This is a genomic window from Streptomyces sp. NPDC090994, assembly GCF_044768905.1.
Lineage (GTDB): Bacteria > Actinomycetota > Actinomycetes > Streptomycetales > Streptomycetaceae > Streptomyces.
The window spans coordinates 1-26,166 of record NZ_JBIVWS010000015.1 but is presented as its reverse complement, the minus strand read 5'-3'; the positions used below and the strand labels follow the sequence as shown (position 1 = coordinate 26,166).

Genomic DNA, 26,166 nt, shown 5'->3' with positions numbered 1-26,166 from the left:
CCCCAGTGTCGCATTCGCACAGGTCGGGGCGGTGTGCGAGGTCCCTTGACGGGACGCGTCGCCTTCACGACCATGACCAGGCCCCCTCAGGGTGAACAAAACGGCAGATCGGGGTGGAAAACGTGACGAGAACGGCCGTGGCCGAGACGGCCGGGACGGCCGGGGCGGTGACCGGACCAGCGCGCCGCGCACCCGGCCCCGGCGCCTGGTTCCTGGTGCTGCCCGCCCTGATCCCCATCCTGGTGCTCAGCGTCGGCCCGCTGCTCTACGGCGTCCTGCTGGCCTTCACCGACGCCCAGTCGGGCCGCACCCAGCCGACCCAGTGGATCGGCGCCCTCAACTTCCGGGACCTGCTGCACGACACGCTGTTCTGGGAGTCGTTCCGCATCGGCCTGCTGTGGGCGATCGGCGTGACCGTGCCGCAGTTCCTGCTCGCCCTCGGCCTCGCCCTGCTGCTCTCCCAGGACCTGAGGCTCCGCTGGCCGGCCCGCGCCCTGGCGATCATCCCCTGGGCCATGCCCGAGGTCGTCGTCGGCATCATGTGGCGCCTCGTGTACAACACGGACGCCGGCGTCCTCAACGAGACCCTGCGCGACCTCGGCCTCGGCGACGGCCGGGACTGGCTCAGCGGCCTGGGCACCGCGCTGCCCGCCGTCATCGTCGTCGGCGTCTGGGCGGGCATGCCGCAGACCACGGTCACCTTGCTCGCCGGGCTCCAGAACACCCCGCGCGAACTGCACGAGGCCGCCGCGGTCGACGGCGCGGGCGCCTGGCGCCGGTTCCGCACGGTGACCTGGCCGGCCCTCAGACCGGTCGCCCTCGCCATCACCGCGCTCAACCTCATCTGGAACTTCAACTCCTTCGCCCTGGTCTACGTGCTGACCGGCGGAGGCCCCGGCGGGCGCACCCGGCTGCCGATGCTCTTCGCCTACGAAGAGGCGTTCCGCTACGGGCAGTTCGGCTACGCGGCGGCGATGGGGTGCGTGATGGTCGCCGTGATCTCGGTCCTGCTGGCCGTCTTCCTCGTGGGCCGGCTGAAGGGAGGCGAGGACGCGTGAAGACCTCGAACCGGGCCCGCGCGGGCCAGTACACCGCACTCCTCGCCTACCTGGTCTTCCTGGCCTTCCCGTTCCTCTGGCTGATCTCCACCGCGTTCAAACCACCGCGCGAACTGGCGAGCCCGCACCCCACCTGGATCCCCCGCGACCCCACCCTCGCCAACTTCCGTCAGGCCTTCGACGAACAGCCGCTGCTGCGCGCCGGACTCAACTCCCTGCTGGCCGCGCTCGCCGCCGCGCTGATCGCCGTGGTGATCGCGACGCCGATGGCCTACGTCATGACCCGGCACCGCTCCCGGCTCACCAAGGCGGTCACGGGGTGGGTGGTGGTCAGCCAGGCGTTCCCGTTCGTGCTGCTGATCATTCCGCTGTTCCTGGTGCTGAAGAACCTGCGGCTGATCGACTCGGTGCCGGGACTGGTGCTCGTGTACGTGGTGTGGTCGCTGCCGTTCGCGCTGTGGATGCTGGCCGGGTACGTGCGCGCCGTGCCGGCCGAGCTGGAGGAGGCGGCGGCGGTCGACGGGGCCGGGCGGCTGCGCACCCTGGTGTCGGTGACCGCGCCGCTGCTCGCGCCCGGGATCGTGGCGACGGCGCTGTTCGCGTTCATCACCGCCTGGAACGAGTTCTTCTTCGCGCTGGTGCTGCTGAAGACCCCGGAGAAACAGACCCTGCCGGTCGTCCTCACCCACTTCCTCGGCGCCGAGGGCGTGGCCGACCTCGGCCCGCTCGCCGCGGCGGCCTTCCTGGCGACGCTGCCCTCGCTGGTGGTCTTCGCCCTCATCCAGCGACGGATCACGGGCGGCATGCTCGCCGGGGCGGTGAAGAGCTGATGCGTACGAGGATCGCGGCCCTGACCGCCGTACTGTTCCTGCTCCTCGCGGGCTGCGCCGGAGGCGGGGACGGCGCGGACGACGGCCGGATCACCCTCCGCTTCCAGTCGCTGGCCTGGCAGCGGGAGTCCGTGGCCGCCAACAAAGAACTGGTGGCGGAGTGGAACGCCGCCCATCCGGACATCCACGTCGAGTACGTCCAGGGCAGCTGGGACAGCGTCCACGACCAGCTCCTCACCTCCTTCGAGGGCGGCGAGGCACCGGACATCATCCACGACGCCTCCGACGACCTCGCGGACTTCGCCTACGGCGGCTACCTGGCCGACCTCGGCGACCTGCTGCCCGAGCGGCTGCGCGCGGACATCCCGGCGAGCAGCTGGGAGACGGTCACCTTCGGCGACGGGATCTACGGGGTGCCGTTCCTCCAGGAGCCACGGGTGCTGATCGCGAACGCGAGGCGGCTGGCGGAGGCGGACGTCCGGACACCGACGGTCGAACGGCCGTGGAGCTGGGCGGAGTTCCGGGAGGTGACCAAGCGGCTGAGCGGATCCGGGCGGTACGGGGTGGCGTGGCCGCTGAAGGAGCCCGTGTCGGCCTCGCTCAACCTCTCCCTCTCGGCGGGCGGGCAGCTCTTCCACCGCGGGGCGGACGGCAAGGTGACCGTCCGCGTCGAGGCGGGCGACGAGGTGGTGCCGCGCACCATCCACGACCAGGTCAACACCGACCGCAGCGCCTCACCGACGACCCTGGGCAGCGGCGGTTCCGACACGCTGCCCGGGTTCTTCGGCGGCACGTACGCGATGGTGCCGCTCGGCTTCTCCTACCGCCAGCAGATCGAGCAGCAGGCGCCCGAGGGCTTCGAGTGGCGCGTGCTGCCCGCACCGGCCGGGGCGGACGGGCTCACCCAGGGGGTCAGTCCGCAGACGCTGTCCGTCGCGCGGGACAGCGCGCACAAGGAGGAGGCGGTGGCCTTCCTCGACTTCCTGCTCCAGCCCCGGAACATGGTGCGGCTCGCCCTCGGCGACTGGATGCTGCCGACGGGGCAGACGGCGCTGCGGGACCCCGCGCTGCGTACGGAGGAGGACGGGTGGGCCGTCGGGACGGCGCTGGCGGGACATCTGCGGTCGGCGCCCGCGCAGTCGGTGCGGGGGTATGCCGAGTGGAAGGACAAGGTGGCCACGCCCGCGTTCCAGGAGTACTACAGCGGGGCCATCGGGGCGGGGGAGTTGCGGGAGCGGCTGGAGGAGGACGGGAACCTGGTGCTTGCCCGGTATCAGCGGTGAGTCCTTTCGGTGCCGGGTGCCGGGTGCCGGGTGCGGGTCCGGGTGCGGGGTGCGGCGGGTCCGGGTGCGGACGCGGGTCCGGGTGCGGACGCGGGTCCGGTCGCGGGTGCCGGCGCGTCGTGGCGTGTCGCGCCCATGCCGCGGAGCCGCACCTGGCACAGCGCCGCACCTGGCACAGCACCGCGCCCCTGGCGGGGCGCTCGCAAAACCCGTTGCCCGGGAAGCGGCCGTCGCCTAGCGTCGTCCCCGTGGCAGCGTTCAACGCGATCTTCGACTCCGGTCTCGGCCGGGGCTGCACGTACTCCATCCGGATGCGTGGCGGCCTCGGTGCCCTGACCGGCCCGGGCCGCGTGCCCGTAGCTCCGTAGCGCCGCGCGCTCTCCACGCAGCGCTCTCCACGCCTTCGTCTTCCGGTCAGGGCCTTCGGCTGCCCTTTCTCGCCTTTCACGGAAGACAAGGACCGCTGGCCATGGCCCGCCCCTCTTCGCGTGCCCGCACGCTCTCGCAGAACTTCCTCGCCGACCGCGCCGCCGCCGAGCGCCTCGCGCGGCTCGCCGTCCCCGACCCCCGCACCGCGCCCCTCGTCCTCGAAGTCGGCGCGGGCAAGGGCGCGCTGACCGAACCGCTCGCCCGCCGCGCCCGGGAACTGACCGCCTACGAGATCGACCCCCGGTTCGTCGCCGGGCTGCGCGCCCGTTTCGCCCGCGCGCCGCACGTCCGCGTCGTCGGCGGTGACTTCCTGGCCGCACGCCCCCCGCGCACGCCGTACTCCGTCGCCGGGAACGTGCCGTTCTCCCGTACCGCGGACATCGTCGACTGGTGCCTCACCGCACCCGGCCTCACCGACGCCACCCTCCTCACCCAACTGGAATACGCCCGCAAACGCACCGGCGACTACGGCCGCTGGACCCTGCTGACGGTCACGACCTGGCCGCGTCACGAGTGGCGTCTGGCGGGGCGGGTGAGCCGGTACGGCTTCCGGCCCGCGCCGCGCGTCGACGCCGGGATCATCCGCATCGAACGCCGGCCCGCCCCGCTCCTCGACGCCCGCGCGTACCGCGACTGGCGACGCCTGGTCGAGCTGGGCTTCTCCGGCGTCGGCGGCTCGCTGCACGCCTCCCTGCGGCGCGAGCACCCCGGGCGCCGGGTGGACGCGGCCTTCCGCGCCGCGCGCCTGGACCCGGGCGTGCTCGTCGGCGAGGTGGCGCCGGCGCGCTGGCTGCGGCTGTACGAGGTGCTGGCACCGTGACGGTAAAAAGCTTGCACGAGACGTCTCGTCTCGTTACGGTCGTCGGTATGACCAGTCGCTCCCACATCGCCATGTTCTCCATCGCCGCCCACGGCCACGTGAATCCCAGCCTGGAGGTGATCCGCGAGCTGGTGGCGCGGGGGCACCGGGTGACGTACGCGATCCCGCCCGCACTCGCGGAGAAGGTCGCCGGGACCGGCGCCGAACCCAAGCTGTGGCACAGCACGCTCCCCGGCCCCGACGCCGACCCGGCGGACTGGGGCAGCACCCTGCTGGACAACGTGGAGCCGTTCCTGGACGACGCGATCCAGGCGCTTCCGCAGCTCATCGAGGCGTACGAGGGCGACGAGCCGGACCTCGTCCTGCACGACATCACCTCGTACCCGGCCCGGGTCCTCGCCCACCGCTGGGGCGTGCCCGCGATCTCCCTCTCACCGAACCTCGTCGCCTGGGACGGGTACGAGAAGGAGGTCGGCGAGCCGATGTGGGAGGAGCCGCTGAAGACCGAGCGCGGTCAAGCGTACTACGCCCGGTTCCACGCCTGGCTGGAGGAGAACGGGATCACCGAGCACCCGGACCCGTTCGTCGGCCGCCCCGCCCGTTCCCTGGTGCTGATCCCCAAGGCGCTCCAGCCCAATGCCGACCGGGTCGACGAGTCGGCGCACACGTTCGTCGGCGCCTGCCAGGGCGACCGGAGTGCCGAGGGCGGCTGGGAGCGGCCGGCCGGTGCCGAGAAGGTCGTGCTCGTGTCGCTCGGCTCGTCCTTCACCAAGCAGCCGGCCTTCTACCGGGAGTGCGTGCGGGCGTTCGGCGGGCTGCCGGGCTGGCACCTGGTGCTCCAGGTCGGCCGGCACGTCGACCGGGCCGAGCTGGGGGACCTCCCCGGGAACGTGGAGGTGCGCTCCTGGGTCCCGCAGCTGGCGATCCTCAGGCAGGCGGACCTGTTCGTCACGCACGCCGGGGCCGGCGGCAGCCAGGAGGGGCTGGCCACGGCCACCCCGATGATCGCCGTACCGCAGGCCGTGGACCAGTTCGGGAACGCGGACATGCTCCAGGCGCTCGGTGTCGCCCGCAAGCTGCTCACCGAGGAGGCCACCGCCGAGGCGCTGCGCACGGCCGCGCTCGCCCTGGTCGACGACCCGGAGGCGGCCCGGCGGCTGACGGAGATCCAGGCGGAGATGGCCGAGGAGGGCGGTACGCGACGGGCGGCCGACCTGATCGAGGCCGAACTGGCCGCCGTCCGGGGAGAGTAGCGACGAGGGCCCGTCGGCCGTGCGCACGGCCGACGGGCCCTCGTCGCTCCGACGAACCCTCACACCCCGACCGACCCGTTCCCCGCGCCGTCCCGGGCCGGCGGCGTGACCGCCGCGGGCGTCTCGTCGTGGGCGAGGCCGCCGGGACACCGGAGGCCGGCCGTCGCGGGAGCGGCGGGCAGCGGCTACAGTTCGCGGAGTCCGCCGGTGCGGACCGCGGCCGTCGCGCCCGCCCCCACGGGGCACGACGGTCGCTTTATCGTGTGCGCATGACGACGACGTACGCGGCGCTGCTGCGCGGGATCAACGTGGGCGGCAAGAAGAAGGTCCCGATGGCCGACCTGCGGGCCCTCATGGCGGACCTGGGCCACACCGCCGTACGCACCCATCTGCAGAGCGGCCAGGCCGTGTTCACCGCGGAGCACGGCACCGAGGAGGAGCTGGCGGCCGGGCTGGCGGACGCGATCGAGGGGCGGTTCGGGTTCGCCGTCGACGTGATCGTGCGCGACCACGCCTATCTGCGGGCGGTCATGGAGCGGTGCCCCTTCCCGGCCGCCGGCCTGGCGCCCAAGCAGCTCCACGTCACCTACTTCTCCGAGCAGGCCGGCGCCGAACGGTTCGCGGAGATCGACCGGGCGGCCTGTCTCCCCGAGGAGTTCCGCCTCGGCGACCGCGCCCTCTACCTCTACGCGCCGGACGGCCTGGGCCGCTCCCGGCTCGCCGAACTCCTGTCCAGGCCCCGCGTCACCAAGGGCCTCGTCGCCACCACCCGCAACTGGAACACCGTCGTCAAGCTGGTGGAGCTGACGGCACCCTGACTCCCTGGCTAAGGTGGGCCGGGAGTACGGGGGAAGGGCGTGTCACCGTGGGGGGAAGGGCGCTGCCGGCGCTGCCGCAGTACCGCAAGGACGGGGTCACCCGCCGACTGTGCGCCTCGGTCCACCTGGACGAGGAACTCGCCCGCTGGACGGACCGGGAACTCACCGGCGACCGGCTGACCTCGCCCGGCCTGACCCTCGGCATCAACTTCGTCGCCCTCGCCCGGCACGCCCGCGCCGCCGTCCTGCGCCGCGACGCGCTGGACAGGCAGCTCACCTGGCTCGCCGCCGCCCTGGCCGGCGCCGTCCTGGTGGGCCTGTGGGGACTGACCGGCGGCCACGGCACGGTCGCCGCGGTCGGGATCTACGGACCGCTCGCCGTCCTCGGCGCCTCCTGGTGGCTGATCCACCGCGCCGAGTCGCAGGCCCGCGACGCGGCCCGCGCGGTGTTCGTGGGCACCGAGAGGGCCGAGAAGCTCGCCCCGCCCGTGGAACCCGAGGCGGAGGCGTGGCTGCACGAACTCAAACGGGCCAACGCGCTGCCCTACGCCGACGCGGCGGCCCTGACCACCCCCTTCGTCGGCAGCGGCACGAAGATCAAGGAGGTGGTCTGGCAGCCCGTCGACGTCAGCCGGCCGGCCGAGGCACCCGGCGGCGGCACGCTCCCGCTGCTCCCCTTCGACGCCGTCGACCTGCACACCTACGTGGCCCGGCAGATGGAGTCCATCGCCGGCCTGGAGGGCCTGCGCGCCAGGAACCGGCTCTACGTCCTCGGCAGCCACGCCCACCTGCTGCCCGAGCTGGTCCCCGACCGCACCGCGCGCCCCCGCGCCCAGGTCCCCAAACAGCTCGTGCAGGCGGGCCTGCACACCCCCGGCGCGGGCATGCGCACCCACCTGTGCCTGGAGCGGGTCGGGGAGGGCGGCCGGATCGTCGTCTGCATGTATCTGCGGGCGATCCTGCACCGGCCCCACCTCACCTGGGAGGTGGCCGCCTATGTGATCCCGCCGCTCGGCGCGCGCTTCGACCGGGTGGACCGGCTGCCGGTGGCCCCGTTCGACCGGTGGTGGAGCCTGGTCGCGTACGCCGGCTCGCACCTCTTTCCCGACCTGCGCCGGGCGCCGGGACGCCGGCGCGCACGCCGGCGCCGGGCGCGGCAGGAGGCGCGGGGGCTGGCCAGGCGGCGGCGGGAGATCACCGACCAGCACCTGCTCGTCGACCACGGCGCCGACGACAGCGTGCGGGCCCGGCTGAGCGACTGGGCGGAGGCGGGGTACGCCGAGCGGATCGACGCGCAGGACTACCTCTTCCGGCTCCAGCAGGGCGGGCTGGTGGCCACCGAGCGCTTCCTGAAGGACCACAACGTCGACACCAGTTCCTTCGACCGGGCGCAGCAGGTCATCAGCACCCAGACCTACAACATCTCCGGTGACATCACCGGGCCCAGCAACATCGGCACCGGCGGTCAGATCACCGTCAACGGCGGGCCGCAGGGCCAGGGAGGCCCGGCGGCGGCGCCGGGGCAGCAGGGAGGACCCACACCATGAGCACGTACAACTTCCACGGGAACATCAGCGGGCCGTCCAACTTCGGCGACCACGGACACATCGAGATCAACAACGGGGCGGACCCGGCCGCGGTGCTGGCGCTCGCGGACCGGCTGGTCGAGCGGCTGCGCGGCGAACACCCCGCGCTGGCGCCCGAGGCCGAGGCCGTCCAGGGCGAGCTGGTGCGCGCCGGGCAGGAGGGGCGGGCCGTCGACCGGGGCCGGATCCGGACGGCCCTGGAGACCATCGGCGTCGGTGTCGCGGCGGGCAGCGGCAGCCTCGCCCTGGCTCAGGAGATCCAGCGGGCACTGGGGCTGTGACGGTCCCTCACCTGGCGTGCACCACCGCCCGCGCCCCCTCCCCGAGGTCCAGTTCCAGACCGGCCCGCAGCGGCACCGTCTGACCGGGCGCGATCCGCTGGAGGGTGCCGTCGGAGCGGTTGCCCGTCCAGGTGCGCTCGGAGCGGTTGGCGATGCCGAACCGGCCCGGCTTCGAGGGGTGTTCCACCAGCTCCGCGACGAGCGCCGCGTCCGAGCAGTCGTGCCGCTCCGGCTCCGGCGCCAGATGGTGGGCCTGCACCCGGGCCGCCCGCCCCAGCCGGATGTGGTGCCCGGCGCGCGGCGGCGGCGTGGTCACCACCAGCCGGGGCGGCAGCACCACCTGGGCCCCGCACCCCCAGCAGTTCCTGGGCGGCGGGTTCTCGCCCGGCTCCGTCATGTTCTGCCGCCCGCACGAGGCGCACTCCACCACCGCGTCCAGCACCGCCCGCAGCGCGTCCCGCCACTCCGACTCGCGCACCCGCGCCGCCGGATCGCGCAGGCCCGTCGTGAAGACCCGGCGGAACAGCTCCCGCAGCCGCTCCGCCGTCGCCTCCCAGGTGGCCAGCACCGTGGTGTGCTCCATGGGGTCGGGGGCGTTGGCGTCGTCGGCCGGATCGAAGACGAACAGCGGGTCACGGCCGTACAGCTTGCGCTCGGCCGCGTCGTCCAGGCAGTGGATGCCCAGCTCGCGGCGGCCCTCGAAGGGGTGGTGGTTCATCAGCAGCATGAACAGCAGCACGGCCAGGGAGTGCAGGTCGGACTGGGTACCGGGCCGGGCGCCCGGGTCGCCGCGCACCAGCTCCGGGGCCATGAACTTCATGGTGCCGGAGATGCCGCTGACGTCGCCCTCCACCACCGCGTTGTCGTTGTCGCAGACCAGCACCTCACCGGTGGCCGGGTCGAAGAAGATGTTGCCCCAGGAGATGTCCCGGTAGGCGACGCCCCGCATGTGCAGCGCCTGGTAGGCCTCCACCGTGTAGAGACAGGCCCGCAGCAGGGCCCGGGTGTTGGTGCGCAGCCGGCGGCGGAACAGCTCGGGCAGCCCCTTGAACCGTTCGGGGCGCAGGTCCATCAGGTAGCCGAAGGAGCCGCGGTACGGACCCACGTGGGCCTCGGGCCACAGGAAGCGGTCGTCGTGGAAGTCGCGGTGCACCAGCTCCCGGACGATCGCCTCCTGCTGGGGCGTCGCCGAGGTCGGGTAGTACCACTTCAGGGCCTTCTCCCCGGTCCAGGTCGCGACCCGGTACACCTCCCCCTGCCCGCCGGCCCCCAGCAGGGCGAGGATCTCGACCTCGTCCCCGTTCTCGGTGGCCAGCCGCGTGCCGCCGTCCAGCATGCCGCTCATCTCTCAGCTCTCCGTCTTCCGTTCCAGTTCCGCCTCGACGCCCGGGTCCGGGGGCCGCAGCGCCGCGGTGAGGGTCGTGTCGTCCCCCGAGTGGCGGGCGGCGTGCGCCAGCCACTCGGGGAGCAGGTGCCGTACCCCCGCGCTGCCGTCCACGGCCAGCCGGCCCTGGAGGTCCTCGACGAACGTCCGGTACCCGTCGGCCGACGCGAAGCTCTTCGACAGCCCGTCCGTCGACAGCACCACCAGCCGCGGCAGCCGGGCCTGCTCGAACACCGGCGCCCAGTGCGTCCGCACCTGACGCCAGGCCCGCGGCCCGCACAGCGAGTCCGTCTCGTCCCCGAGCGCCTCCTCGGCCGGCGCCAACGGCCGCTCCAGCGTGCCGTCGTGCGCCACCACCGCGAGGTCACCGTCCCCGATCTGCCAGGCCACCAGCAGCCAGGGCGTGAGCACCGCGCCGATCAGCGTGGTGCCGTACAGCCGCAGCTTCTCGTCGTCCCCCGGCTCCGGCGCCCCGTCGTCGGCGACCGGCCGGTGCCGGTCCCAGTGCCCGAGCGCCGCCGCGCGCCACTCCCGCACCAGGGCGCGCGGGAAGTCGTCGCGGGCGTACGTCATCAGCCGGGCCGGCCGCCCCGGCCCGTGCGGGTCGCGGGCCGCGCGGCCGAACTCGGCGGCCAGCACCGTGAAACGGTCCACGGCGAACCGCGCGCCCAGCTCGCTGCGGGCGTACGCGGGCGAGCCGTGCCCGTCCGCCACCGCCAGCACCAGCGGGTCGTCCGCGCTGCCCGTCCCCTCGCAGACGTACCAGTCCTGGTTGCACCGCTTGCCGATGCCCCGCACGCTCTCGCCGAGCGTCTCCCAGGGCCGTACCCGTAGCGTCACCACACGTCGTCGTCATCGTCGTCGTCGAGGACCGGCGGGGCGAACGGCTGCTTGACCGTCGGGTCCTCCTGGCCCGCCATCGGCTGCGAGGCCGCCTTCACCGCCGCCGTCGACGCCCACCGGATGGCCGCGGCCAGCTGCTTGCCGTTGTGCGCCTCCAGCGGCTTGAACTCGGGGTTGCCGATGAACTCCTGGAGCACGCCCTTGTCCGCGTCGTGGCCGATCGCGATGGCGATCCGGACCGCCTTGCGGCCCCAGGGCGTCGCGTCGACCGCCGCGAGCCCCGCCCGCCAGTCGTCGGTGGGCACACCGTCCGACACCAGCGCCAGGACCGGCTTCAGCGCGCGCTGCGGCATCGGCGGGGTCTGCAGTTCGCGGGCGGCCAGGGTCAGCGCCTCGCCCAGGTTGGTCATGCCGTCCACCTCGACGTCCTGCCAGGTGAAGTCGTCGACCGGGACCGGCGCCTGGTGCAGCCACTGGGCCGTGGTGGAGAAGGTGATGGTGCGCAGCAGCAACTGCGCCGCCGGGTTGTCGGCCGCCACCGCCCGCATCTCCGGGAGGGCCTCCCGGATCGCGTAGTTCAGCTTGGCGATCTTGTCGCCCTGCATGGAGTACGAGCAGTCCAGCAGCCAGATGAAGTGGACCGGCCGGTTCGCCATGGGCCCGCCGGGGATGTCGCTCACGTGGTTGTCGCCTTTCCGGTAGTCGCGTGGAGGGGAAGGGGTGCGCGCGGGCCCGTCACAGCAGCCACCACACCAGCGCGGCCACCGCTACGGGGGTCAGTGCCAGGGAGGCGATGAACAGCGCCGCCACCAGCCGCCGCCCGCGTCCGATGGATGGGGTCACCCGGGTCATGCCGTCGTGTACGTCCTCTCCGCCGCGCCCCGGGTACGCAGCCCCGAGGCGGCGAGCAGCCACAGCACCGGTTCGGCCGCCCTCAGCTGCTCGCTCTCCAACGGGCCCGCGCAGGTGGCGGCGTGGGCGCTCACCGTCCAGTAGCGCGCCGACCGGAAGTCGTGCCCGAGGGCGCGCACCAGGGGGCCGAGCCCGATCTCGGTGAGCCACTCGTCGATCCGCGCACCGGGCACCGGCAGGGAGGCGAGCCCGTCGATGACGTCCCGCTTGGTGACCACCGCGGCCACCGGCAGCCGGGACCGCCGCCCGGTCAGCGCCGCCAGCTCCCCGGTCAGCCGCTGGTACGTCTCCCAGGGCCCCTGCGCCGACGGGCGGGCGTCCGTCACCAGCCGGGCCTCCTCGGGCGAGAGCAGGCCGCGCACCTTGGGGTCGGCCAGCACGTCGGCGACCAGCACCACCCCGTCCGCGTGCGCCAAGTACCCCTGGCCGCGCACCCGTTCGGCCTCGCTCACCGACTCGCCCATCGGGTCGTACAGGTACAGCAGCCGGCGCCGCCGGCCCCGGCGGACCAGCAGCATCAGGGCGCGCGGCTGCCCGCCGGTCGTGGCGTGCGCCCAGCCGGTGCGCCGTACCTCCTGGGCCAGGCCGGTGGCGGTGCGCCGGTCGTCGTCCGAGGCGTACTCCACCGACAGCCCGCCGCGTCGCGCCCACGCCTGGAGTCCCTCCGTCATGGCCGTCATCAGCATTGTCTTGCCGGACGAGGTGCCGCCGATCAGCGGCGCGTGCACCACGCGGGTGGTGGCGGCGGCCTCGGGCAGCCACCGCTCGCAGTACGGGCAGTACGCCGTGAGCCCGCCGCCGCCCGCGAGCCGGCCGGTGGGCAGCCGGTGCCCGCAGTCGCAGACGTGCCACAGGGCGCCGTACCGGCCGGGCCGCAGCGCACGGTGCTCGGCGCGGCAGTTCGGGCAGTGGTGCAGGGCCAGCGGCACGGGGCGGTAGCAGCCGGGGTGCGGGCACTTGACGCGGATGCCGCGCAGCAGCCGCCGGCCCCGCTCCAGCCCGCGCAGCGCCGGTACGGACGCCGCCCAGCCCAGCCAGACCAGCCCGAGCAGCAGGGCGAACACCGTGAGTACGGCGGTCAGGGCGGCGCAGGCCAGCACGGCGCCGAGGGCCGCGCCGGCGGCGGTGCCGGGGGCGACGAACACCGCCAGCAGGAACCGGTTGACCGGGATGTCCACCCGGCGCCCGTCCGGCCGCCGTCCGGTGAACAGGTTGCGGGCGGTCCGCCGCAGCCACCGGTCGACGAGGTTCCGCCAGACGGTCCGCAGGCCGTGCCGGGCGGCGGTCGACGCGTCAACCCACATCTGCCGCCACCAGTAGGCGAGCTGCGCGGGCTCGGGCTGCTTCGCCGTCCGCAGCCGCCCGTCGCCGTCCCCCGTTCGCCACGGCCCGAGCCGCCGCCAGACGGCACCCAGCCCGGCCGCCGCCAGCTCCCACACCGTCCGGCCGGCGCACACGCCCACGGCGATCAGGGCGGTCCAGCCGCCGAGGAGGAGGAGCGGGGCGAGGTCGGAGGTCATGGGGTTCCCCCGTCGCGCTTCGGCGGTGTCGCGGGCGTCACGGGCGGCCCTCCTCGGCCGGCGGCTCGATGTCGCCGTGCCGCACGGGCGGGCGTTCGGCGCGGCGGTTGCGGCCGGAGAAGCGGCCCGCCAGGCGGCCGAGGGTGCCCGGCCGGTTCCAGGAGCGGAACGCGTCGAGCCTGCCGCCGCCCGCCTGGCCGAGGGCGTCCTCGATCCCGGCCAGGTCCGCCGCGGGCAGCGCCCGCACCACCGGACGCAGCACCTTGGTCAGCAGGGCGGTGCGCGTCTCGTCCCAGGCCGGGTGGGTGCCGGGGCAGGCGCTCCAGGCGCAGAAGCAGGCGGCGGCGTACGCCGGTGACGTCCGCAGCCGGTCCCGTACCCGCTCCGAGCGCCCCGCCCGTTCGTACGCCGCCAGCAGCCGGGGCTCGCCCGACCGGGCCAGCCCGTACAGCTCGCTGTCCGGCGCCGGGCCGTCCACCAGCCGCCGGGCCAGCGCGGCACAGACCCGCTCCGTCACGGTGTCCGGCACCGGCTCGGCGGCCCCGTCGCGCAGGTCGAGCGCCCGGCCGACCCACTCCTCGCCCTCGCCCTCGGTGCCCAGCAGCCCCGTGAACTCCAGCAGGAGCAGCGCCGCCCGCTGTCCCGGCCGCAGCTCCGTCGGGAAGCAGCGCAGCAGGTCGGCGGCGAGGACGGGGACGTCCGGGTCGTCCGGGGGCGCGGCGAGGGCGGCGTCGACCAGGACGTCGCGGGTGCCGGCCGCGCGGTGGATGTCCGAGCCCAGCTGGTTCAGCAGCAGACTGGCCTCCTGGGCGGTCGGCAGCTCGCCCGGCCACACCAGGTGCAGGGCGGTTCCCAGGACGGCCGGTTCGGCGTGCGGCGAGACCGCGGCGGCACGCAGCACCCCGTGGAACCGGGTGAGCCGGTCGCCCGGCTCCCGCGCCTCGGGCGGCAGCACGCACATCCGCAGGTGCGGAAAGCCCGGCTGCAACGCGACGGGCAGCCGCGAGCCGGCGAGCCGCCGGGAGACGGCGACCGGGTCGGCGGCGGCCAGCGCGTCCAGGGCGCCGAACAGGGCGATGCGCAGGGCGGGATGCCCCTCGACGGCGTCGAGCAGGGCGGGCGGACAGCCGTCGGACTCCCCGGCGGGGTCGGCGGCGTCGCGCGCGGCGCCGGGCCGGAGGGCGTCGGGGGCGGGGTCCGTGGTCCGGTACGCGGTGCCGTACGCCGTGCCGTGCGGGGCAGCACGCCAGGCGCCTTCCGCGTCGGTCCCGGCGGTGCCGTACGCCGTGCCGTGCGGGGCAGCACGCCGGGCGCCTTCCGCGCCGGTCCCGGCGGTGCGGTAGGTGCTGGTCCCGGCGGTGTCGTACGCACCGGTCCCCGCGCTGCCGTAGACGCCGGAGCCCGCGCCGCCCTGCCCACCGGCCCCCGCGCCGCCCTCCCCGCCGGACCCGGCGGCGGAGCCGTCCGGCCCCGCCACCAGTGCCCGCGACAGCCGCCCCGCCAGCTCCGGCAGCAGGTCCTGGCAGTCGACGTCGAGGAGGTCGGCGGTGCCCAGCAGGAGCAGGGGCCGGCCGACGGCGGGCTCGCGCGGGTCCGCGATGCCGGACCGCAGCGGCGCGGCCAGCGTCCGGGCCAGCTCGTCCCGGACCACCGGCGTCAGCGACCCGGCGCGCAGCGCGGGCACCGGCCCGCCGCCGAGCACCGCCGAGGTCAGCACCCGCCCGGCCAGCGGTGCCGTCACGGCGGTCGGCAGCCGTCCCTCGACCCGGTCCAGCAGCGCGGCCAGCGCGGCCCGTTCGGCACCGGCGTCCTGCGAGGACGTACCGGACGTACCCCCTTCGTCGCCGCCGGACGCGCTCAGCACGCCGATCAGCGCCGTCAGCGTCGCCTCGGGCAGCGACCCGACCCGCTCCCCGGCCCAGCGGGCGGCGGCGGCCCGGGCGTCGGCGCGCAGCCCGACCCCGGCGGCCAGCGCCGACGCGGCGAGGCACCCGAGGTCCAGCGAGGCGTCCCGGAACAGCTCCGGACGCGCCGCGCACCACACCCGCGCGCAGGTGTCGGCCCACGCGTCCGGGACCGTACCGGCCGAACCGCTCGCGGGCCGGGTGCAGTCGTGGACCCGCAGCCGGTGCCCCGGCGCGCACGGCTCGGACGACGGCAGCGCGCCGACGATCTGCTGGCGGGCCTGCTGCGGCCGGCGCGTGTACGTCGTGAAGGTCAGCCGGTGCGCCACCTCCCGGGGCAGCACCGCGCAGGCCAGCGCGATCCACTGGGCCACGGCCGCGCTGTCGTGCTCCACCAGCACCACCTGGCAGGCGTCGGGGTCCTCGGCCAGCACCCGCAGGTCGGCGAAGAACGCGGCGAGCCGGTCCGCGCGGGACGCGGCGAAGGCGACCAGGGCGTCCCGGCGCAGCAGCCCCGACGGCTCCAGCCGGTCCACCGGCACGGGCCGCCGGTCGGCGGGCGTGGCGTCGGCCCAGCGCGGCGACTCCCACGCCGTGATGGGCAGCGCCCCGTCCGGCAGCCGCGTCCCCGGCGGCAGGTACAGGGCGTGCGCGTGGAAGTTGCCCCAGCGCCCGCTGTAGTCGGCGCCGGTGTAGACGGTACGGCTCAGCAGCCGTCCCCCGTCGGAGAGTTCGTGGAAGCCCAGCGCCTTCGGGAAGTCCCGCAGCTGCGCCGCGTCCGGCCGGGCCGGCAGGTCGCGCGGCGGCTCGTACCCGATGAGCTGCTCGGCCTCCCGCAGCAGCCCCTGCGGTACGCCGGGACTGACCGCGGTGAACCGGAACCCCGAGCCGTCGGGCCCGGGCGGCGCGGACGTGTAGTGCAACTGGGCGAGGCTCACTCGGTCCGTCCCTTCCCGGCGCCGCGCACCCGCAGCAGCCCCCGGCGGCTCAGCAGCCACAGCAGCGGATCCTCCACCCGTACCGGCCGCGGCCCCGACTTCGGGGCGTCCGCCGGGGCGTCGGCCGGGGGCGGGGCGCCCAGCGCCGACAGGCCGAACAGGGACACCTCGGCGAAGTCCAGCTCCAGCCGCCGCAGCAGCGTCCCCGAGTCCCAGTCGGCCAGCAGCGACCGCATCTCCTCGTGCACGGCCAGCCGGTCCACGTCGTCGTAGACGCCCTCCCGGTGCGGGGCGTTGGACAGCAGCGGCGAGTGCGGGTCGAGCAGCGCCCCGAGCATGTCCGTCTTGGTGACGGCCACCGCGATCGGCGTGCCGACCCGGCCCCGGGCCCCGCGCCGGCCGTGCGCGCGCAACTGGGTCGCCAGATCGGCGGCGATCTGCTCCGGCGGGGCCTCCACCGCGGGCAGCGGCGGACCGTCGTGCACTGGCAACCGGTCCCGTACGGAACCCAGTTGCAGCGGATCGACCAGCATGATGATGCCGTCGGCGGCGCTGAGGTAGCGGGTGTAGCGGTCCATCGCCTCCGCGTCCGCGAGGTCCTCGCCCGCCGCGTCGAAGAAGACCAGCGTGGTGTGCCGGGTGCCGCCGCCCGGCCGGCCGCGCCGGGGCAGGCTCAGCCGGTACAGCAGCGGGTCGCTGAAGCCGAGCGCCGCCGGGCGGGTGGCGTCCGGCAGCCGCAGCCGCTCGTAGAGGTCCTCGGCCATCTCCTTGTCGCGCCGCTGCGTACTCGCGCCCATCGCGGCCAGCGAGGCGTGGTACGCCTGCCCGACGCGCTGGTTCAACTCGTTGACCAGGACGGATACGTACGTGCTCTTGCCCGACGCCTTCGCGCCGACCAGCGCGATGATGCGGCTGTCCTGGTCGCAGTATTCGCTGGGCAGGTCGTTGTGGCAGGTCCCGCAGACCCGGACCGTCGTGCCGACCCCGCACTTGGGGCAGGGCACGTTGCCGGCCGAGCGGCCGAGCGCCCGGCTCACGCTGCGCGGCGCGTGGAAGACGGGGCCGCGCATCCGGGCCGCCGGGGGAGCGGCGGGCCCGGTGAACCCCGCCCACACGTCGTCGCGCACCGGACCGCAGGGCGCGCCCCGCACGCCGCTCGGCATCATCTGGCAGCGGTAGGGCAGCCGGGCCGCCGAGGCGCGGGTGAAGCAGTAGGGACAGGTGACGGTCGTCATGGCTCAGCGCACCACCAGGCTCGTGGGGGAGGGTTCTTCGAGGCGTACGGCCGTGGCGTGCTCGCCGAGCAGGAAGCCGCGCAGGGTGTAGGGGGCGGGGACGGGCGCGGCCGGCAGCTCCTGCTCGACCGTGCCGCCGTGCCGGGTGAGGTCGCGGCCGGCGATCCGCAGCACGGTGGTGCCGTCGCTCGCGTCCCGGGGGCGCAGGGTGCCGCCGCGCACCACGCACACGAACTCGGGCAGGTCCGCGCCGGCCGGGTCCGGGCCCAGCAGGGTGACCCGCAGCAGGGCCCGGCGGCGGCTCCGGGGCAGGAACCGGCCCGGCGAGCGCACCAGTTGGTAGCCGATGGCGGTGTCCGCGGCGAGCAGGACCTCGGCGGTCGCGGCGGGCAGCACCACCGCCTCCGGTACCTGGGAGGCGACCGAGGCGCGCAGGCGCACCGCGTGCGGGCCGACGGGCAGCCGCAGGCCACCGCGCCGGTACGCGTGCGCGGTGACCGTCCGCTCGCCGCCCTCGTCGGCGCCGGCGGTCTCCGGACCCGGCAGGGGCTCCCAGGCGACGGTGACCTGTCCGGTGCCCTCGGGCCAGTCCAGGGTGACGGCGGCCTCCCCGTCCGGCAGCCGGCGGGCGGCGAGGGCGGTGACGGGACGCAGGACCTCGACGTCGACGACGGGCCCGGCCAGGGCCCGGTCGCCCCGTACGGCCACGGCGGCGACGCGCAGGTGCCCGCCCCGGCGGGGGCGTACGGTCCGGGAGGGCTCGGGTGCGGGTCCGTCCGGGTCCGGGTGCGCCGTCCCGGACGGTTCGGGCCCGGGTTCGTCCAGGCGGGGCGGCAGTTCGTCGGTGCGCAGTTCGGTGCCGGGCGCCGGCGCGTCGCCGGGCCACTCCACCAGCCGGACGTCGGCGCCCGACGCCCCGGTCCAGCCGAACCGCAGCGCGTCGCCGTCGGGTTCGGCGGTGAGCGTGCCGACCGGCTCCGGCCAGGGGTGGACGGTACGGGTGAGCAGGCGGCCCGGCGAGGCGACGGACGTGCCGTCGGGGGCCCGGTAGTGGCAGCTGACCCGGAACGCGTGGGCGCCGACGGCCAGCCCCGTCGCGGTGAGCCCGTCGGAACGGGCGTCCAGCCGCTCGGCCGCGCTCCGCGGCCCCGTGTGCTCCACCGTCACACTGGTGGCGCCGGGCGGGCACGTCCACGCGCACGTCACCCGCCCCGGCCCGTCGGTCACGGCCGGGTCGCCCACCTCCGGGGTGACCGGCAGCCGGTGCGACACGAGGGGCGGCCCGGCCACCTGGCCGTCGCGCAGCGGCAGGGCGGCGTAGCGGACCGTGGTGCCGGGCACGACCTTCGTGTCCCGGGCGGTACCGGCCAGGGCGGGCACCTCGCGGTGTCCGGTGGCGCCCCGCTCGTCCTTCAGCAGACACAGCAGCCGCCAGGAACCGGTGCCCGCGTCGTTCTCGACGGGCCACGCCAACGCGACGTGGCCGAGGGCGAGTTCGGTACGCAGGGGAGCGGGGCGGCCGGGTTCGGGCCGGTGGACGCGGATCAGCCCGTGCAGCGCCCGCCGGTCGTCCGCGGCCTGGCCCAGCGCCCGCAGATACTGCTCCGTGGCCGCCTCGGTGTCCCCGCGCCGTACGGCACGCCGGGCCGCCTCCAGCGCCGACTCCAGGGCGGCGAGCCGGCCGGCCAGCTCCGTCCGCAGCGCCCGCAGCGCCGGGTCGTCGCCCTGCGGCAGCCGCTCCAGCAACATGCGGGCCCGGTACAGGCGGCGCTCCTCCCAGGCGTCGGCGAGCGACTCCGCGGCGGCCCGCTGGCCCCGGTCGAGGACGGGCCGCACCCGGGCCGCCGCCAGCAGCCCGGCCGCCTCACCGGCGTGGATGCCCGACTCGGCGATGGCCTGCTGCCACTGGTCCGGCGCGCGGTCCTGCACCAGGCCGATCAGCTGGTAGAGCACGATCCGGCGCAGCGCCAGCGGGTCGCGCCGGTGCGCCACGGCCAGCAGCCGCGCCAGCTCCGCCGCCGGACCGGCGCCGCGGGCGACGCGGTCCAGCAGCGCGCCGTCCACCCGTCGGTGGCCGCGCGGGCCGGACGGCACGGCCAGCCCGTCCAGGACCCGCAGCCCGCCGCCGGACGGTAAGAGGATCTCGGCCGCGTGCCGGGCGCCCGCCGCGTGCTGGGCGGCGGCGAGTTCGGCGTAACCCGGGACGAGCGGACTCAGCGGCAGCCCCGACAGCGCACCCGGCAGCCCCAGATGATGCCCGAATACCCGACCTGCCCCCACCTGTGCTGTTTCCCCCCGCGCTCGTTCTGCGAAGAACCATCCCAGCAGATCGGTGACCGGGGAGGGAAGACTTTTCCGTAACCCGCGCACGCCGGACCCGAGACCCGCGCATCCGCACTCCCCGAACTCCGCCCCCGCGCCCCGCGCACACCACCTGCTCCCCCGCCCTCGGCTCCCGCCGGGAGCCGAGGGCGGGGGAGCAGATCGTCACGCCGGCGGCCGGGTGAGCCTGGCGGCCACGGCGTCAAGGACCCACTCCAGGCCGGTGGCGAAGGCGGTCCCGGCGTCCACGTGCGTGCCGTCGTGCACGGCCCTGGACAGTGCCGGGAAGCGGCCGGTGGCCAGCGTCCTCGTCACGTGCGGGCCACGGGCGCGCTGCCAGTCGCCCTTGGACAGGCCCGTGGCACGCTCGGCCCGCAGGTCGGCGGCCTCGCGCCGGATTGCGCCGGTGAAGTAGGCGCTGACGGTCTCCACGGCACGCAGGACGGTGTCGATGTCGGCGAGGCCGTCGAGCGCGGACAGCGTGGCCTCGGACACGGCGAGGCCGTTCGGCCCCAGGGCCGGGCGCCCGCCGAGCAGGTCGGCCAGCCACAGGTGCCGCAGAGCGGCCCGCCTGGTGCGGTGGGCGAGCACGCGCAGCGCCTCCCGCCAGTCACCGGGCCGCTCCTCGGGGAGGATCTCGGCGTACACCTCGTCCACCATCAGGTCGAACAGCTCCTGCTTGGTGGAGATGAATCCGTACAGCCGCATCGGGCCCGCGTTCAGCCGGGCGGCGACCTTGCGCAGCGACACCGCCTCCAGCCCGCCCTCGTCGGCCAGTTCGATGGCGGCGGCGACGATCCGCGCCCGGTCGAGCGGCACGGGGCGGGGCGGCGGCTCCGGCCGGTCCCAGACAGTCATGGTCACGCCGTTCCGTTGTGAGCGTCACAGGGTGCCGATACGGTGTATCAGGAGACAGCGTATAGCCGTGGTCGGGGGTGGCCCCGCCGGCCTCACCTTCGCCCGTGTCCTGCACCGCCACGGCCACCCCGTCACCGTCCTCGAACGCGATGCCGCCCCCGACGCCCGCCCCCCGGGCGGCACCCTCGACCTGCGCGAAGGGCAGGGCCAGCGCGCGCTGGAAAGGGCGGGGCTGCTCGCGGAGTTCCAGGCGCTGTCCCGTCCCGAGGGGCAGGCCATGCGCATCCTGGACACGGACGGGACCGTCCTGCGCGACTGGCGGCCGGCTCCGGACGAGCGGGCCAACCCCGAGATCGACCGCGGCCAACTCCGTGACCTGCTGCTCGGCCCCCTCGACGTCCAGTGGGGCCGGGGCGTGGCGAAGGTGGTGCCCGGGGGCCCGGACGGCGTGCGGGTCCACTTCGAGGACGGGCGGCAGGAGACGTACGACCTCGTGGTCGGCGCGGACGGTGCCCGGTCCCGGGTCCGCCCGGCCGTCTCGCCGGTGACGCCGCACTACACCGGCGTCACCACCGTCGAGACCTCCCTCGACGGCGTCGACACCCGCCACCCCGGCCTCGCCCGGCTGATCGGCGACGGTTCCGTGGCCGTGTACGGCGTGAACCGCGCCCTCGTCGCCCAGCGCAACAGCGGCGGCCACGTCAAGGTGTACGCCCAGTACCGCGCCCCGCTGGACCGGCGCCCGGCCCCGGAGCGGGACCCGGACCCGGCCGACGCCGAGGCCGACGCCGAGGCCGTACGGTCGGCCCTGCTGGCCCTGTTCGACGGCTGGGCCGCCCCCGTCCTCGACCTCCTCCGCCACGGCAGCGCGTTCGTCCGCCGCCCCCTGTACGCCCTGCCCGTGGCCCACACCTGGACCCACGTCCCCGGGGTGACGCTGCTCGGCGACGCCGCCCATCTGATGCCGCCGCTGGGGGCGGGCGCCAACCTCGCGATGCTGGACGGCGCCGAACTCGCCGAGTCCCTCGCCACCGGGCCCGACGATCCGGACGGCACCGTCCGCGCCTTCGAGGAACGGATGTGGGCCCGGGCCGCCCGGTGGGCGGAGATCACCACGGCCGGACTGGAACGCCTGGTGAGCCCGGACCCCGCCGCGGCCCTCGCCCTCTTCGAGCAGGTCCAGCAGGTCCAGCAGGGCTGACGGCAGGGCCCGGCAGCGGCGGCGAGGGCCGGCGTCACGCCCCGACGGCCACCCGCGCGGACGCTCCCACGGCCCCCCGCCCGGACGCCCCCACGGCCACCCGCGCCGCCTCGTACCGCTCCACCAGCAGCCGGGCCACCTCGGGCGCCGGACCGAGCACGTCCGCCAGCACGTCGGCCTCGGCCGCGCCGCGCGCGATGCGGTCCGGCAGGCGGCCGGGGGCCAGGACGTACGGGGCGACGGCGATCCGCGCGCAGCCGAGGTCGCGCAGTTCGCGCACCGCCTGTTCGGTGCGCGGCAGGGATGCGGAGGCGAACGCGGGCCGCACGGCGCACCAACCGGTGTGCCGCCACTCCCGCGCGATGTCTGCGATCACCGCGATCGCCTCCGGGTCGGTGGACCCCGCCGAGGCCAGTACGACCCCGGTCGAGGACTTGTCGGCGGGCGTCAGGCCCGCCTCGTACAGCCGCCGCTCCAGCGCGGCCAGCAGCAGCGGGGACGGTCCCAGCACCTCGGCCTGCCGGATCCGCAGCCGGGGCGGCGCGTCCGCGAGGACCGCCGGGATGTCCGCCTTGGCGTGGAAGGCGCGGGTCAGCAGCAGCGGAAGGGCCACGACGTCCCGGACGCCCTCCGTCGCCAGGGACTCCAGCACCCCCGGCACCGAGGGCACGTTGAAGTCCAGGAACCCGGTCTCCACCCGGACGTCCGGGCGCAGCGAACGGACCCGGCGGACCAGGGCGTGCACGGTCGCGGCGTGCCGCGGATCGCGGCTGCCGTGGGCGATGACGAGCAGGACCGGTCGGGACATGACGCGTTCAGCTCCTCACCAGCAGGCCGCGGCCGCGCAGCACCCACCGCTCCAGCGGGCTGAAGACCAGCAGGTCGACGGCGATGCCGACGACCAGGATCAGCCCGATCGCCTCGAACACCATGGCCATGTCGCTGGCGTTGCGGCCGTTCTCCAGCAACTGCCCGAGCCCGACGCCCAGGTCGGGGAAGGACGCGATGATCTCGGCGGCCATCAGCGACCGCCAGGAGAACGCCCACCCCTGCTTCAGGCCGGCCACATAGCCGGGCAGCGCGGCCGGCAGCGTGATGTGCCAGGTGCCCTTCAGCCCCGTCGCGCCCAGCGTGCGCCCGGCCCGCAGGAAGACCGGGGGGACCTGGTCGACGCCGGAGACCAGCCCGTTGGCGATGGACGGGACCGCGCCGAGCAGGATCACGGCGTACATCATCGAGTTGTTCAGCCCCAGCCAGATCACGGCCGGCGGCACCCAGGCCACCGACGGCAGCGACTGGAGGCCGGACAGGATCGGGCCGATCGCCGCCCGCACCCACCGCACCCGCGCCACCAGCAGCCCCAGCGGCGTGCCGATCAGCAGGGCCAGCAGGAAGCCGGACAGGCCGCGTGAGACGCTGGTCCAGATGTAGCCGAGCAGGGTGCCTTCGAGCCAGGCCTGGTGCACCACGTGCCACACGTCGGCGGGCGCGGGCAGCTTGGTCGGGTCGTCGACGATCCCGAAGGAGATCAGCGCCTGCCACCCGGCCAGCACCAGCAGTACGGCGACGACCGGCGGCAGCACCTTCTGGGTGAGCGTCTGCCGGAAGGACGCGGTACGCCCCGGCTGCCGGGTCTCCAGCGCGTCGAGGCCCGCCTCCAGACCGGCGAGGTCGCCCGTGTCCTGCTTCACCGGCGTCGTGCCGGTGCCCGGTGTCGTGTCAGTGCCGGCCATGACGACGGATCTCTCCCCGCAGTTCTTCGGTGATCTCGACGGACAGTTCCGCCACCGCCGCGTCCTCGATGCGGCGCGGGTGCGGGAGGTCCACCGTCCACTCCCGGGCGACCCGGCCGGGGCGGGAGGACAGCAGCACGACCCGCTCGGCGAGCCGGACGGCCTCGCGCACGTTGTGCGTGACGAACAGGACGGACAGTTTCGTCTCGCGCCAGATCCGGGTCAGTTCGTCGTGCAGCACGTCACGGGTGATCGCGTCCAGCGCGGCGAACGGCTCGTCCATCAGCAGCAGCCGGCTCTCCTGGGCGAGCGCGCGGGCCATGGCGACCCGCTGGCGCATCCCGCCGGACAGCTCGTGCACCCGCTTGCCGTACGCGCCGCCGAGCCGGACCAGCGTGAGCAGTTCCTCCGCCTTGTCCCGGCGCTCGGACTTCGGTACGCCGCGCAGCTTCAGGGCGAGTTCGACGTTCTTGCCCGCGGTCAGCCACGGGAACAGGGCGTGCTCCTGGAACATCAGCGCCGGGCGCCCGTCCGTGTCGATCGTCCCGGCGCTGGGCCGGTCCAGGCCCGCCACCAGGTTCAGCAGCGTGGACTTGCCGCAGCCCGAGGCGCCGAGGAGGGTGACGAACTCGCCGGGCGCGACGTCGAGGCTGACGTCGTCCAGGACGAGCTGCTGCCCGGCCGGGCCCGCGAAGGACTTCGAGACGTGCGTGATCCGGGCGGCGTGGGTGGCCGCCTCGGTGCCGTCGGCGGCCTGGGCGAGGGTCGTGGCCATGGTCGTCACCTCCTGGGACGGGTAGGGGAAGGGGCGGGAACGGAGCTACTCGACGCCGAGCCCGGCGTCGTCCACCGCGGGCTCGCCCTCGGCCGCCAGGACCTTGTCGAGCAGCGTGAGGTCGTAGATGCCCTTGAGGTCGGTGTCCTCCAGCAGCCCGGCCCGTACGGCGTGCCGGGCCTGGACGTCGAGGGTGGCGGCCAGCGGGTCGTCGGTCACGTGCAGCGACTCCCAGGCCGGGTCGAGGACGCCGGCGGGCAGCGCCTTGCCGGAGTCGGCCGCCAGCTGCTCGTTGGCCGCGGCCTTCGCCGCCTCGGGGTGGGCCTCGATCCAGCGGTTGGTCTGCACCGAAGCCCTCAGCACCGTCTCGACGGCCTTCGGATGCTCCTTCAGGAACTCCTGCGACACCACGATGTTGGTGATCACGAACTTCTTGTCCGGCCACAGGTCGGCCTCGTCGACCAGCACCTTGCCGCCCTCGGCGACCAGCCGGGACGCGGTCGGCTCCGGCACCCAGGCGCCGTCCACCGAACCGGTCCGGAAGGCGTCCGGGGTGACCTTGTTGTCGCTGCGTACGACGGTGACGTCACCCCGGCCGCTCTGCGCGTCGACCTGCCAGCCCTGCTCAGCGGCCCAGTGGAGGAACGCCACGTCCTGGGTGTTGCCGAGCTGCGGGGTGGCGATCCGCTTGCCCTCGACGTCCGCGACCGACGTGATCCTCTCGGGGTTCACCACCAGCTTCACCCCGCCGGAGGCCGAACCGCCGACGATCCGCAGGTTCTTCCCGCCCGACCGGACGTACCCGTTGACCGCCGGGGACGGCCCGATCCAGCCGATGTCGATCGACCCCGAGTTCAACGCCTCGATCTCGGAGGGACCCGCGTTGAAGACCGCGTACCTGGCCTCCGTGCCGCCCAGCGCCTTCTGGAAGAAGCCCTTGCGGTTGCCGACCAGGGCGGTGGCGTGGGTGACGTTGCCGAAGTAGCCGATCCGGACCGCGTCCAGACCGTCGGTCTTCGGCGCCCCCGCGACCACCTTGACGGTGTCGTCCACCGTGGCCTGCGACCCGTAGCCGCAGGCGGCCAGGGCGAGCAGGGGCAGGACGGCGACGACCGTCAGAGCGCGACGCGCGGCGGAGACCATGGTCAGAAGTCCCACCCGTCGTCGTCCGCCTCGGCCGTGACCGGCTCCGGGGACGCGAAGGACTCGCCGACCATGCCCGCGGTGAGCGTGGTGCCGTCGGCCGGGTCGATCAGGATGAACGAGCCCGTGCGCCGGGAGTCGGCGTAGGAGTCGGCGGGCAGCGGCTCGGCGGTGCGGATCTTCACCCGGCCGATGTCGTTGGCGACGAGCTGCCCCGGGTGCGGGTGCAGGGACAGGTCGTCGAGGGTGAGCCGGGCCGGGATGTCCTTGACGATCGCCTTCACCGTGCGCGTGCCGTGCTTGAGCAGCACCCGGTGGCCGACGGTCAGCGGCTGGTCGGCGACGTGGCAGACGGTCGCCTCGACGTCCTGCGTGGTGGCCGGCGCGTCCTGGGCGGGCACGATCAGGTCGCCCCGCGAGACGTCGATGTCGTCCTCCAGGAGCAGCGTCACCGACTGCGGCGTCCACGCCACGTCGACCGGCTCGCCGAGCAGGTCGATCCCGCTGACCTTGGTCGTCCGCCCCGACGGCAGCACGGTGACCGGGTCGCCGACGCGGAAGGAACCGGCGGCGATCTGACCGGCGTACCCCCGGTAGTCGGGGTGCTCGGCGGTCTGCGGCCGGATCACGTACTGCACGGGCAGCCGGGCGTGGCAGTGCGCCAGGTCGTGGCTGACCGGCACGGTCTCCAGGTGCTCCAGGACGGTCGGGCCGCCGTACCAGTTCATGTGCGCGGACGGCTCCACCACGTTGTCCCCGACCAGCGCCGAGATCGGGATCGCGGTGACCTCGGGGACGCCCAGCTCGGTCGCGTAGGCCGTGAACTCCTCGGCGATGGCGGCGAACACGGACTCCTCGTAGCCGACCAGGTCCATCTTGTTGACGGCGAGGACGGCGTGCGGGACGCGCAGCAGGGCGGCGATGGCGGCGTGCCGGCGGGTCTGTTCGACGACGCCGTTGCGGGCGTCGACGAGGATGACCGTCAGCTCGGCGGTGGAGGCGCCGGTGACCATGTTGCGGGTGTACTGCACGTGCCCGGG

The 26,166-nt window shown here is 75.0% G+C and carries 22 protein-coding genes; 9 read left to right on the top strand and 13 right to left on the bottom strand.

Annotated elements, in window-relative coordinates; translation table 11 throughout:
- The first annotated feature begins 137 nt into the window (after window positions 1-137).
- The 8 genes from ACIQR3_RS26505 to ACIQR3_RS26470 all read left to right on the top strand — a co-directional run bounded on the left by ACIQR3_RS26505 (window position 138) and on the right by ACIQR3_RS26470 (window position 8,358).
- A complete protein-coding gene (locus ACIQR3_RS26505) occupies window positions 138-1,058 on the top strand; it encodes a carbohydrate ABC transporter permease (protein WP_403543259.1) in 921 nt (306 codons plus the stop codon).
- Window positions 1,055-1,888, top strand: coding sequence for a carbohydrate ABC transporter permease (locus ACIQR3_RS26500; protein ID WP_403543101.1), 834 nt, complete (start codon window positions 1,055-1,057; stop codon window positions 1,886-1,888). Before ACIQR3_RS26505 ends, ACIQR3_RS26500 begins: the two co-directional genes overlap by 4 nt.
- Window positions 1,888-3,171, top strand: a complete 1,284-nt coding sequence (locus ACIQR3_RS26495) for an ABC transporter substrate-binding protein (RefSeq protein WP_403543100.1) — start codon at window positions 1,888-1,890, stop codon at window positions 3,169-3,171. Before ACIQR3_RS26500 ends, ACIQR3_RS26495 begins: the two co-directional genes overlap by 1 nt.
- A gap of 469 nt (window positions 3,172-3,640) precedes the next feature.
- Complete coding sequence (erm(O), locus tag ACIQR3_RS26490) at window positions 3,641-4,420, top strand: 23S rRNA (adenine(2058)-N(6))-methyltransferase Erm(O) (protein WP_403543099.1); 780 nt, start codon at window positions 3,641-3,643, stop codon at window positions 4,418-4,420.
- A complete protein-coding gene (locus ACIQR3_RS26485; protein WP_403543098.1) occupies window positions 4,417-5,673 on the top strand; it encodes a glycosyltransferase in 1,257 nt (418 codons plus the stop codon). The genes erm(O) and ACIQR3_RS26485 overlap by 4 nt, the downstream gene beginning before the upstream one ends.
- Before the next feature lie 269 nt (window positions 5,674-5,942).
- Entirely contained in the window at window positions 5,943-6,491 is a 549-nt protein-coding gene (locus ACIQR3_RS26480; RefSeq protein WP_403543096.1) for a DUF1697 domain-containing protein, read from the top strand.
- A gap of 47 nt (window positions 6,492-6,538) precedes the next feature.
- The gene (locus ACIQR3_RS26475) at window positions 6,539-8,038 is read left to right on the top strand and encodes a hypothetical protein (RefSeq protein ID WP_403543094.1); all 1,500 of its coding nucleotides are present in this window, start codon (window positions 6,539-6,541) and stop codon (window positions 8,036-8,038) included.
- Entirely contained in the window at window positions 8,035-8,358 is a 324-nt protein-coding gene (locus ACIQR3_RS26470; RefSeq protein WP_403543093.1) for a hypothetical protein, read from the top strand. The genes ACIQR3_RS26475 and ACIQR3_RS26470 overlap by 4 nt, the downstream gene beginning before the upstream one ends.
- A gap of 7 nt (window positions 8,359-8,365) precedes the next feature.
- On the opposite strand, the gene ACIQR3_RS26465 is transcribed toward ACIQR3_RS26470, so the two are convergent.
- From ACIQR3_RS26465 to ACIQR3_RS26430, 8 genes are all read right to left on the bottom strand, one after another.
- The gene (locus tag ACIQR3_RS26465; RefSeq protein WP_403543091.1) at window positions 8,366-9,703 is read right to left on the bottom strand and encodes a protein kinase; all 1,338 of its coding nucleotides are present in this window, start codon (window positions 9,701-9,703) and stop codon (window positions 8,366-8,368) included.
- A gap of 3 nt (window positions 9,704-9,706) precedes the next feature.
- Window positions 9,707-10,585 carry a protein phosphatase 2C domain-containing protein gene (locus tag ACIQR3_RS26460; RefSeq protein ID WP_403543090.1) on the bottom strand — a complete coding sequence of 293 codons (879 nt, stop codon included), beginning with the start codon at window positions 10,583-10,585 and terminating at the stop codon, window positions 9,707-9,709.
- Entirely contained in the window at window positions 10,579-11,241 is a 663-nt protein-coding gene (locus tag ACIQR3_RS26455) for a tellurium resistance protein (protein WP_403543258.1), read from the bottom strand. The genes ACIQR3_RS26460 and ACIQR3_RS26455 overlap by 7 nt, the downstream gene beginning before the upstream one ends.
- Window positions 11,242-11,433: 192 nt before the next feature.
- Complete coding sequence (locus ACIQR3_RS26450) at window positions 11,434-13,017, bottom strand: hypothetical protein (RefSeq protein ID WP_403543088.1); 1,584 nt, start codon at window positions 13,015-13,017, stop codon at window positions 11,434-11,436.
- Between the two features lie 37 nt (window positions 13,018-13,054).
- Window positions 13,055-15,859, bottom strand: coding sequence for a GTPase-associated protein 1-related protein (locus ACIQR3_RS26445; RefSeq protein WP_403543087.1), 2,805 nt, complete (start codon window positions 15,857-15,859; stop codon window positions 13,055-13,057).
- Window positions 15,856-17,094: a hypothetical protein gene (locus ACIQR3_RS26440; RefSeq protein WP_403543085.1), complete on the bottom strand. Its 1,239-nt coding sequence runs from the start codon at window positions 17,092-17,094 to the stop codon at window positions 15,856-15,858. Before ACIQR3_RS26440 ends, ACIQR3_RS26445 begins: the two co-directional genes overlap by 4 nt.
- Window positions 17,095-17,097: 3 nt before the next feature.
- Window positions 17,098-19,374 (bottom strand): hypothetical protein, encoded by a 2,277-nt coding sequence (locus ACIQR3_RS26435; protein WP_403543083.1) that lies wholly within the window; start codon window positions 19,372-19,374, stop codon window positions 17,098-17,100.
- Between the two features lie 207 nt (window positions 19,375-19,581).
- On the bottom strand, window positions 19,582-20,274 hold the full coding sequence (locus ACIQR3_RS26430) for a TetR/AcrR family transcriptional regulator (protein ID WP_403543081.1): 693 nt from the start codon (window positions 20,272-20,274) through the stop codon (window positions 19,582-19,584).
- A 67-nt stretch (window positions 20,275-20,341) separates the two neighbouring features.
- Between ACIQR3_RS26430 and ACIQR3_RS26425 the strand changes: the two genes are divergently transcribed.
- Window positions 20,342-21,475 (top strand): FAD-dependent oxidoreductase, encoded by a 1,134-nt coding sequence (locus ACIQR3_RS26425; RefSeq protein WP_403543079.1) that lies wholly within the window; start codon window positions 20,342-20,344, stop codon window positions 21,473-21,475.
- A 34-nt stretch (window positions 21,476-21,509) separates the two neighbouring features.
- Here the strand turns inward: ACIQR3_RS26425 and ACIQR3_RS26420 are convergent, their stop codons facing one another.
- The 5 genes from ACIQR3_RS26420 to ACIQR3_RS26400 all read right to left on the bottom strand — a co-directional run.
- Window positions 21,510-22,283, bottom strand: a complete 774-nt coding sequence (locus ACIQR3_RS26420; RefSeq protein ID WP_403543078.1) for a sirohydrochlorin chelatase — start codon at window positions 22,281-22,283, stop codon at window positions 21,510-21,512.
- 7 nt (window positions 22,284-22,290) lie between these two features.
- Complete coding sequence (locus tag ACIQR3_RS26415; protein ID WP_403543076.1) at window positions 22,291-23,208, bottom strand: ABC transporter permease; 918 nt, start codon at window positions 23,206-23,208, stop codon at window positions 22,291-22,293.
- Window positions 23,195-23,983 carry an ABC transporter ATP-binding protein gene (locus tag ACIQR3_RS26410; protein WP_403543074.1) on the bottom strand — a complete coding sequence of 263 codons (789 nt, stop codon included), beginning with the start codon at window positions 23,981-23,983 and terminating at the stop codon, window positions 23,195-23,197. Before ACIQR3_RS26410 ends, ACIQR3_RS26415 begins: the two co-directional genes overlap by 14 nt.
- 45 nt (window positions 23,984-24,028) lie before the next feature.
- A complete protein-coding gene (locus ACIQR3_RS26405) occupies window positions 24,029-25,126 on the bottom strand; it encodes an aliphatic sulfonate ABC transporter substrate-binding protein (protein WP_403543257.1) in 1,098 nt (365 codons plus the stop codon).
- A gap of 2 nt (window positions 25,127-25,128) precedes the next feature.
- Window positions 25,129-26,166: sulfate adenylyltransferase subunit 1 (locus tag ACIQR3_RS26400; RefSeq protein WP_403543073.1), on the bottom strand; the 1,038-nt coding region annotated here is incomplete at its 5' end.